The organism is Idiomarina sp. UBA3162, assembly GCF_002364475.1.
GTDB lineage: Bacteria > Pseudomonadota > Gammaproteobacteria > Enterobacterales > Alteromonadaceae > Idiomarina.
The window spans coordinates 35,537-43,574 of record NZ_DEYI01000080.1 but is presented as its reverse complement, the minus strand read 5'-3'; the positions used below and the strand labels follow the sequence as shown (position 1 = coordinate 43,574).

Below are 8,038 nucleotides of genomic sequence, written 5' to 3'. Positions count from 1 at the left end.
CCCACTTGGATCAGACTTGATACGGGAATGACCACAGCCGGTGCCAACGTTGCGCCTTCAACCTGCGCGTTGAGCCAGCTCCCCACCGCTAGTGTCTCACTTGCGACTTGCAAAGGAACTCGGGCACGTATCGTTTGTGTGGCATCGTCGATATCAGGGTAGATGTAGTCTATCTTACCCATCCAGTGCCCCTGCACCGAATTAGATGCAATATGAACTGTCTGTCCGGTTTCAACCAAGCTTCGGTATCGCTGTGGTATATCGAGCATGAGCCAGAGTGCCTGCTGCCCGCTAATCGTCATCACGGACTGCTCTGGCATGATATACATACCTTCTTGAATGTTGAGCGCAGTGACATAGCCCGACTGTGGCGCAAAATAGTCGACTGTATAACGAGTTTCTTTGGTGCGTTCCAAGCGCATTATTTGTTCATCGGACATGCCTAAGAGCTTGAGTCGAGTGCGGCCGCGTTGCCTGAAACTGGCTTGCTTTTCGGCGCTCCCGACTTGCTGCAGTGAATTCAACAGCTGTAAGTAATCGTCTTGTGCCACCACCAGTTCAGGCGCATAGACTTGGTACAACGGATCACCTTTTTTTACCTCTGCACCTTCGACATCGACGTAAAGTTTCTCGATCCATCCTTTGGCGCGAGGGTGGATATGGATCTGCTCGTTTTCAGCCCACTGCACTTCGCCTTGAACCATTAACTTCGGTGTGAGCGCTTGCCGTGTTGCGGTTGTGGTCGACAGCTTAAGCGCCTGTTGTTGTTGCTGACTTACTTCAAACAATGACGTCGTGGCAGGACTATGCTGCGTATGTTCCATCGTCATTTTTTGCGATGACTTTAAAACCAAGTCCATCCCACAAATAGGACACTGACCAGGCTCGTGTTGAGTGACTTCACTGTGCATTGGGCACACATATACAGGCTCTTGTGCAGAGACAAACGGAATAACTAGGATCATTAAGATCCAGAAAATACGACTTTTCATGACGTTCACCTAAATTGAAAAAACCAACTGTGTTTTATTTGTGTTGGTTAAGTTTTAGGTGGGCGAAGAATACCTTCGGAGGCATCAAGTAACTGGGCAACGGGTGCTGCAAAAACACCTTGGTAAGCGCTTACTTGAATATTCGGGGAAAGAGAAATAAGTCCCGCATGCGCGAAACAGTGTTGTGTGCAGTTATCGCAGGCGTGCGTGTCTTGCTCACAGTTGGAAGAAGATGCGTGACGCTCGGCGCTTGGCTGAGCGTCACTTGAGTCGCAGCAATCATGATGGGTCATCGCTGTTGTCATCGGCATGGCCTGAGCGTGAGTGGAGGGTAATACCCCACTCACGATTGTCAGAAACATGCATAACAACAATACGAAAGTTCTCATCAATGCTTACGACTACCTTTCTTCAATTTATTACCAAATGGTAACACGGTTTTCAGGTGCCACGTAAAGCTCATCACCTGGCTTCACGTCAAAGGCTTCATAGAACGCAGGTACGTTGACGACCGTTCCGTTTACACGGTATTCGGCTGGCGAATGCGGGTCGCTCAACACTTGTTGACGAATCGCATCTTCACGATATTTGCCACGCCATACTTGTGCCCAGCCGATGAATACACGCTGAGGACCGGTAAAGCCATCCATCACAGGCGCTTGTTCACCGTCCAGTGATTTCATGTACGCCTCATACGCGATAGTTAAACCTGCAAGGTCACCAATGTTTTCACCCAGCGTCAGATCACCATTGATGTTAACACCTTCAATCGGCTCATAAGCGCTGTACTGCGCTGACAATGCTTTACCACGTTTATCAAAGGCTTCACGGTCGGCATCAGTCCACCAGCTGTTCAGGTTACCCTCACCATCATATTTAGAACCTTGGTCATCAAAACCGTGGCCCATTTCATGACCGATAACAGCACCGATGCCACCATAGTTAACAGCCATCTCAGCATTCATATCAAAGAATGGAGGCTGCAAGATACCTGCTGGGAAAACGATCTCGTTACGCACAGGGCTGTAATAAGCGTTAACCGTTTGTGGTGTCATACCCCAGTCTTCTTCATCAACTGGACCGCCGATTTTTTCAATTTCTTCGTTGTAGTTGAACTCAGCGTACGCTTTGTAGTTACCCACGAGGTCAGTCGAAGAAATATCTAAATCTGAGTAGTCACGCCATTCGTTTGGATAGCCAACTTTTGGATCGAACTTGGCGAGCTTTTCCAACGCCTTTTCTTTAGTTTCGTCGGTCATCCAATCTAAGCCTTGGATTGAATCTGCGTACGCAGCACGCAAGTTTTCAATCAAGCCTTCCATTTTCTCTTTAGCTTCTGGTGGGAAGTATTCTTTGACATACACCTGCCCCAATACTTCGCCTAACACGCTGTTGGTCGCATCCACGCCACGCTTCCAACGCGGCTCTTGCTCTGGGATACCACGTAACGTCGTACCGTAGAATGCAAAACGGCGGTTGGAGAAGTCTTCACTCAAGATTGAAGCAGCGTCGTTAATCACTTTAAACGATAAGTAGTCTTTCCACGTCTGCAAATCCACATCCGTGAACATCTCACCGAGTTTCTCGAAATAAGACGGTTGACGAATAACCATGTTGTCTACGTCACTCAAGTTTGCTGCGCTTAAGTAACGTGAAAAGTCGAAGCTACCTAGCAACTCATCGACTTCGCTTGCCGTCATTTTGTTGTAGGTTTTGTCCGCGTTACGGCTTTCAACTCGCGTCCACTGGGCTTCAGCTAATTTGGTCTCAAGCTCTAGCACACGCTCAGCTGCCGCTTCTGCATTGTCGACGCCAGCCATCTCCATCACATCACTGATGTACTCAACATACGCGGTGCGGAATTCTTTGAATTTGTCTTCGTCGCTTAAGTAGTACTCACGATCCGGCAAGCCAAGACCACTCTGCGAGACATACATCGCGTTGGTTTGTGGGTCTTTTGCATCAGGATAGACATAAAAGCCAAAAGGAATCGACGTGCTCATGCGGCTCATATGTGCGAAGTACTCAGCAACTGATTCATAGCTATCGATGGCGTTGATAGACTCAAGATCAGACTGGATTGGCTTAGCACCGAGTTCATTCAACGTCTCAACGTCCATGTAAGCATTGAAGAAATCACCAACTTTACGTTCGTTGGTGCCAGCTGCTGCTTCCATATTCGCTGATTTTTCGATGATTTTATGTAAACGCTCTTGATTGCGCTCACGCAAGTCAAAGAACGAGCCGACTGAAGAACGGTCGTCTGGAATCTCAGTTTTTTCCATCCACGCGCCATTCACGTACTGGTTCAGGTCATCTTGAGGACGCGCACTTTTGTCAAAGTTTTCAAGTACGATGCCCGAGGTCAGCTGTTGTTCTTGTTGTTTTTCGGCTGCGGGCTTCTGTTGGCTAGACTGTTCCGATTGCGCTTCTTGTTGCGGCGAACATGCGCCTAACGCAAGTGCCATAGAGACACTCAGAGCAACGGTAGTTAATTTATTCATTGGTTGTCACCTGTTATTTAGTTTTTGTCGACTCATATCTACAAGTTCGAACAAATTAGCGCAAAATTAGGCGACAAGTAAAGAAAAACGGCAACATTCGCGATGAATGTTGCCGTTTTGCTGATAATTTACCGTAAACGAAAAGTTACTTTTTCTTTTTCGCTTTCGGATTAGGCATATCAGTGATTGAACCCTCTTGAATTTCAGCAGCTAAGCCAATTGATTCATGTAAGGTTGGGTGAGCATGAACGGTCAATGCGATATCTTCTGCATCACAACCCATTTCGATCGCCAAGCAAACTTCGCCTAGCAACTCACCTGCGTTAGAACCGCACATTGAACCACCGATGATACGGTTGTTCTTATCAAAGATAAGCTTAGTCATACCTTGCTGTGCGTTCGAGGCGATAGCACGACCTGATGCAGACCATGGGAAGGTTACTGCTTCATACTCGATGCCTTTTTCTTTCGCTTCTTTCTCGGTCACACCCGCCCATGCAACTTCTGGATCGGTATACATGATCGAAGGAATCACTTTCGGTTCGAAGAAGTGCTTCTTGCCTGCAATCACTTCAGCCGCTACGTGCGACTCGTGAACGGCTTTGTGCGCTAACATCGGCTGACCAACGATATCGCCGATCGCGAAGATGTTGTCCACGTTAGTACGCATTTGGCTATCGACTTCGATAAAGCCTTGCTCAGTGACCTTAACGCCGGCTTTATCCGCGTCGATCTTCTTACCATTCGGCGCACGGCCTACTGCGGTCAGGACTACGTCATATTTAACCGGTTTCTCAGGTGCACCTTTACCTTCGAAGGTCACATAGATACCATCTTTCTTCGCTTCAACTTTAGTCGCTTTAGTGCTCAGCATGACGTTTTCGAAACGCCCTTTTACTTGCTTGTTGAAGCTCTTCATGATGTCGGCGTCAGCAGGCGGTACCAACTGATCGGTCATTTCAACGACATCAACTTTTGAGCCTAATGAGCTATACACCTGACCCATCTCTAGTGCGATGATACCACCACCTAGAAGAAGCATTTTTTCAGGAATTTCTTTCAGCTCAAGTGCATCTGTAGAGTCCCAAATGCGCTCATCATCATGTGGGATGAATGGCAATTTGATAGGTTGTGAACCGGCTGCGATGATTGCGTTTTCAAACTCAATTTCGGTGTTGCCGTCTTCACCTTCTACGTTCAACGTGTTGCTGCTCGTGAATTTGCCGTAACCGTTGACGACTTTCACTTTACGCATTTTAGACATCTGACCTAAACCGCCAGTCAGTTGACCCACGACTTTTTCTTTATGCTTGCGGATCTTATCTAAGTCGATTTTAGGCTCACCAAATTCGACGCCTTCGTTCGCCAATACTTTGGCATCTTCAATATGCTTTGCTAAGTGCAACAACGCTTTTGAAGGGATACAGCCCACGTTCAAACAAACACCACCCAAGGTGCTGTAACGTTCAACGAGAACCGTTTCTAAACCAAGGTCAGCTGCACGGAATGCTGCTGAATAGCCACCTGGGCCAGAACCTAACACTACTACCTGTGCTTTAATTTTGTCGCTCATGATAACCCCTTGTTATTCACGGCAGGTTGAGCTACCCACCGAGGTCCGTCAACGCTAAATGTGCGGTTATTGTAACGCCATTTAGATCGTATTTCTCGGTAAAATTGGTGCTTAAAGCACCAATTTACGAATATCACCTAATACTTGGCTCAAATACGCTGTGAAACGCGCCGCATCTGCACCATCGATCACGCGGTGATCGTAGGACAAACATAATGGCAACATGAGTTTAGGTTCAAACTCTTTACCATTCCACTTCGGCTTCATCTCATTACGTGATACGCCTAGGATAGCCACTTCTGGTGCATTAACGATCGGTGTAAATGCAGTGCCACCGATACCGCCCAAACTTGAGATTGAGAAACACCCGCCTTGCATATCGGCTGCTTTCAACTTGCCATCACGCGCACGCGCACTGACATCGACCAGCTCCTCTGACAGCTCGTAAATGCCTTTCTTATCGACATCACGGATCACGGGTACAACGAGACCGTTTGGCGTATCCACCGCAATACCGATGTGCACGTATTTCTTCATGATTAAGGCTTCACCCGACTCTGACAACGATGAGTTGAAATTCGGGAATTCACGCAATGCTTTCGCACAGGCCTTCATGATGAATACCAGTGGCGTGATCTTAAAGCCCAGGTCTTGCTTCTTAGCGACTTCGTTTTCCGATTTCCGGAACCGCTCAAGTTCAGTGATATCCGCTTCATCAAACTGCGTCACGTGTGGGATAGTCACCCAGTTACGATGCAGGTTAGGACCTGACTTGCGCTGAATGCGCGATAACTGAACTTCTTCCACTTCACCGAATTTGCTGAAGTCGACTTTAGGTCCATCAATTACTTGCAGACCACCACCGCCTTGAGACGTTTGTCCTGCGACTGCCTTCGGACGTGACAACTCATACTTCACGTACTCTTGCACGTCTTCCTTGAGGATACGGCTCTTAGGTCCAGTCCCTTTGACTTGCGATAGGTCGACGCCGAATTCACGAGCAACACGACGCACGGCCGGTGAAGCATGAATCGGTGAACCATCTTTGCGCTCAGTCGGATGATCCGGCACAGGTGGCTGACGTTCACTGGTCGGCTTCGAGTTCGACTTAACCGACTCCTTGTCGTCGCTGTCCGATTTTGAAGATGCTTGTTCTGCCTTGTCTTCAGATTTCGACTCTGACTTAGAATCGTCTTTGGTTGCGCTCGAACCACCGCCACTGCGCGTGACTTTTAACTTCGCAATCTTAGAGCCTTGCGATACTTTATCGCCGACTTTGACCAGCATTTCTTCCACTTCGCCATCTTCTGGGCAAGGCACATCCATGGTGGCTTTGTCAGTTTCTAAGGTAATCAAGCCATCTTCTTTTTCAACGGAATCACCTTTGTTGACTAAGATCTCGATAATTTCGACATCTTCTTCGTCGCCAATATCAGGGACTTCTACGTCAATGACTTCGCTCTCGCCACCACTGGCTGCTTCCTGCTGCTGGTCATCCTGTGCATCGTCATCGTCTTCCGAAGCGTCAGAAGATGAGCCGTCAGAAGAGGATTCTTCCGTAGTGTCTTCGGCTTTGTCATCATCGCTGTCGTCCGCTTCTTCATCGGCGCTGTCATCACTCGCCGCTTCGATGATAGCGAGGACGTCACCTTCTTTAATGGTGTCGCCTTCTTTTACTTTTAACTCGACGATTTTCCCGCCCTCAGAGGCGGGAATATCCATAGAAGCTTTGTCACTCTCGACTGTGACAACACCATCTTCTTTCTCGATGGTGTCGCCTGCGCTGACGAGAATCTCAATGACTTCGACTTCTTCTCCGCCCACGTCGGGGACTTTGAGTTCAATCTTATCCGCCATATCAATACTCCTTATGCGTTACGTGGGTTAAGTTTGTCGACGTCAATACCGTAGTCTTTGATCGCTTTGCTCAACACTTTTGCGTCAATGTCGCCGGCATCAACAAGCTCTTTAAGTGCAGCAACCACCACGTGGTTGGCGTCCACTTCAAAGTGCTTACGCAGATTTGCACGGCTGTCCGAACGACCAAAGCCATCGGTACCCAAGACACGATACGAAGTCGGCACCCACTGACGCACTTGGTCAGCGTATAACTTCATGTAATCCGTCGCTGCAACCGCGGGACCTTTTGCATCTTTCATTGCCTTAGTAATAAAGGCTTCTTTTGGCTCTTTATCGGCATTGAGCATGTTATGACGCTCAACATCTAAACCATCACGCGCCAGCTCGTTGAACGAAGTTACACTGTACACGGTCGAGTTGATGTCAAAATCCTCAGCCAAGATGTCGGCTGCTTTACGCACTTGCTCTAAGATTGTACCGCTACCTAACAACTGAACATCCGCTTTGGCTTTCTTCTTAGCTTTCACGTCGTCGAGCTTATAAATACCACGTAAGATGCCTTCTTCGACACCTTCTGGCATTTCTGGCTGATGATAGTTTTCGTTCATTACCGTCAAGTAATAGAACACGTTCTCTTGATCTTCATACATGCGCTTAAGACCGTCATGAACGATCACTGCAATCTCATAACCGTAGGTTGGGTCATAAGTAATACAGTTAGGCACAGTACCGAACAAGATGTGGCTGTGTCCATCTTGGTGCTGCAAGCCTTCGCCATTCAGGGTTGTGCGACCGGCTGTACCACCAATCAAGAAACCGCGTGTCTGGCTGTCGCCAGCGGCCCACACGAGGTCACCCACGCGTTGGAAACCAAACATCGAGTAATAGATGTAGAACGGAATCATCGGCTCGTTGTTTAGCGAGTAACTTGTACCTGCCGCTACCCACGACGCCATTGCGCCAAGCTCGTTGATACCTTCTTGAATAACCTGACCTTTCTTATCTTCACGATAATAGGCCACTTGATCAGCATCTTGCGGCGTATATTTTTGACCATGGTGCGCATAGATGCCGACTTGGCGGAACAAGCCTTCCATACCAAAGGTACG

6 protein-coding genes are annotated in these 8,038 nt (G+C 48.1%); all 6 read right to left on the bottom strand.

The annotated features are described in order from the left end of the window. Positions 1-992: efflux RND transporter periplasmic adaptor subunit (locus B2X00_RS10320; RefSeq protein WP_290487454.1), on the bottom strand; the 992-nt coding region annotated here is incomplete at its 3' end. 47 nt (positions 993-1,039) lie between these two features. After that, entirely contained in the window at positions 1,040-1,354 is a 315-nt protein-coding gene (locus tag B2X00_RS10315) for a hypothetical protein (RefSeq protein ID WP_290487453.1), read from the bottom strand. Positions 1,355-1,411: 57 nt separating this feature from the next. Next, positions 1,412-3,496, bottom strand: a complete 2,085-nt coding sequence (locus B2X00_RS10310; protein WP_290487452.1) for a M13 family metallopeptidase — start codon at positions 3,494-3,496, stop codon at positions 1,412-1,414. Positions 3,497-3,641: 145 nt separating this feature from the next. Beyond that, a complete protein-coding gene (gene lpdA, locus B2X00_RS10305) occupies positions 3,642-5,069 on the bottom strand; it encodes a dihydrolipoyl dehydrogenase (RefSeq protein ID WP_287830969.1) in 1,428 nt (475 codons plus the stop codon). A gap of 111 nt (positions 5,070-5,180) precedes the next feature. Next, on the bottom strand, positions 5,181-6,926 hold the full coding sequence (aceF, locus tag B2X00_RS10300) for a dihydrolipoyllysine-residue acetyltransferase (protein ID WP_290487451.1): 1,746 nt from the start codon (positions 6,924-6,926) through the stop codon (positions 5,181-5,183). An 11-nt stretch (positions 6,927-6,937) separates the two neighbouring features. Then, positions 6,938-8,038: transketolase-like TK C-terminal-containing protein (locus B2X00_RS10295; RefSeq protein WP_414653744.1), on the bottom strand; the 1,101-nt coding region annotated here is incomplete at its 5' end.

Coding starts and splice junctions, on each gene's coding strand:
- B2X00_RS10310 (WP_290487452.1), bottom strand. CDS start 3,496: ATGAATAAATTAACTACCGTTGCTCTGAGTGTCTCTATGGCACTTGCG.
- B2X00_RS10315 (WP_290487453.1), bottom strand. CDS start 1,354: ATGTTTCTGACAATCGTGAGTGGGGTATTACCCTCCACTCACGCTCAG.
- lpdA (WP_287830969.1), bottom strand. CDS start 5,069: ATGAGCGACAAAATTAAAGCACAGGTAGTAGTGTTAGGTTCTGGCCCA.
- aceF (WP_290487451.1), bottom strand. CDS start 6,926: ATGGCGGATAAGATTGAACTCAAAGTCCCCGACGTGGGCGGAGAAGAA.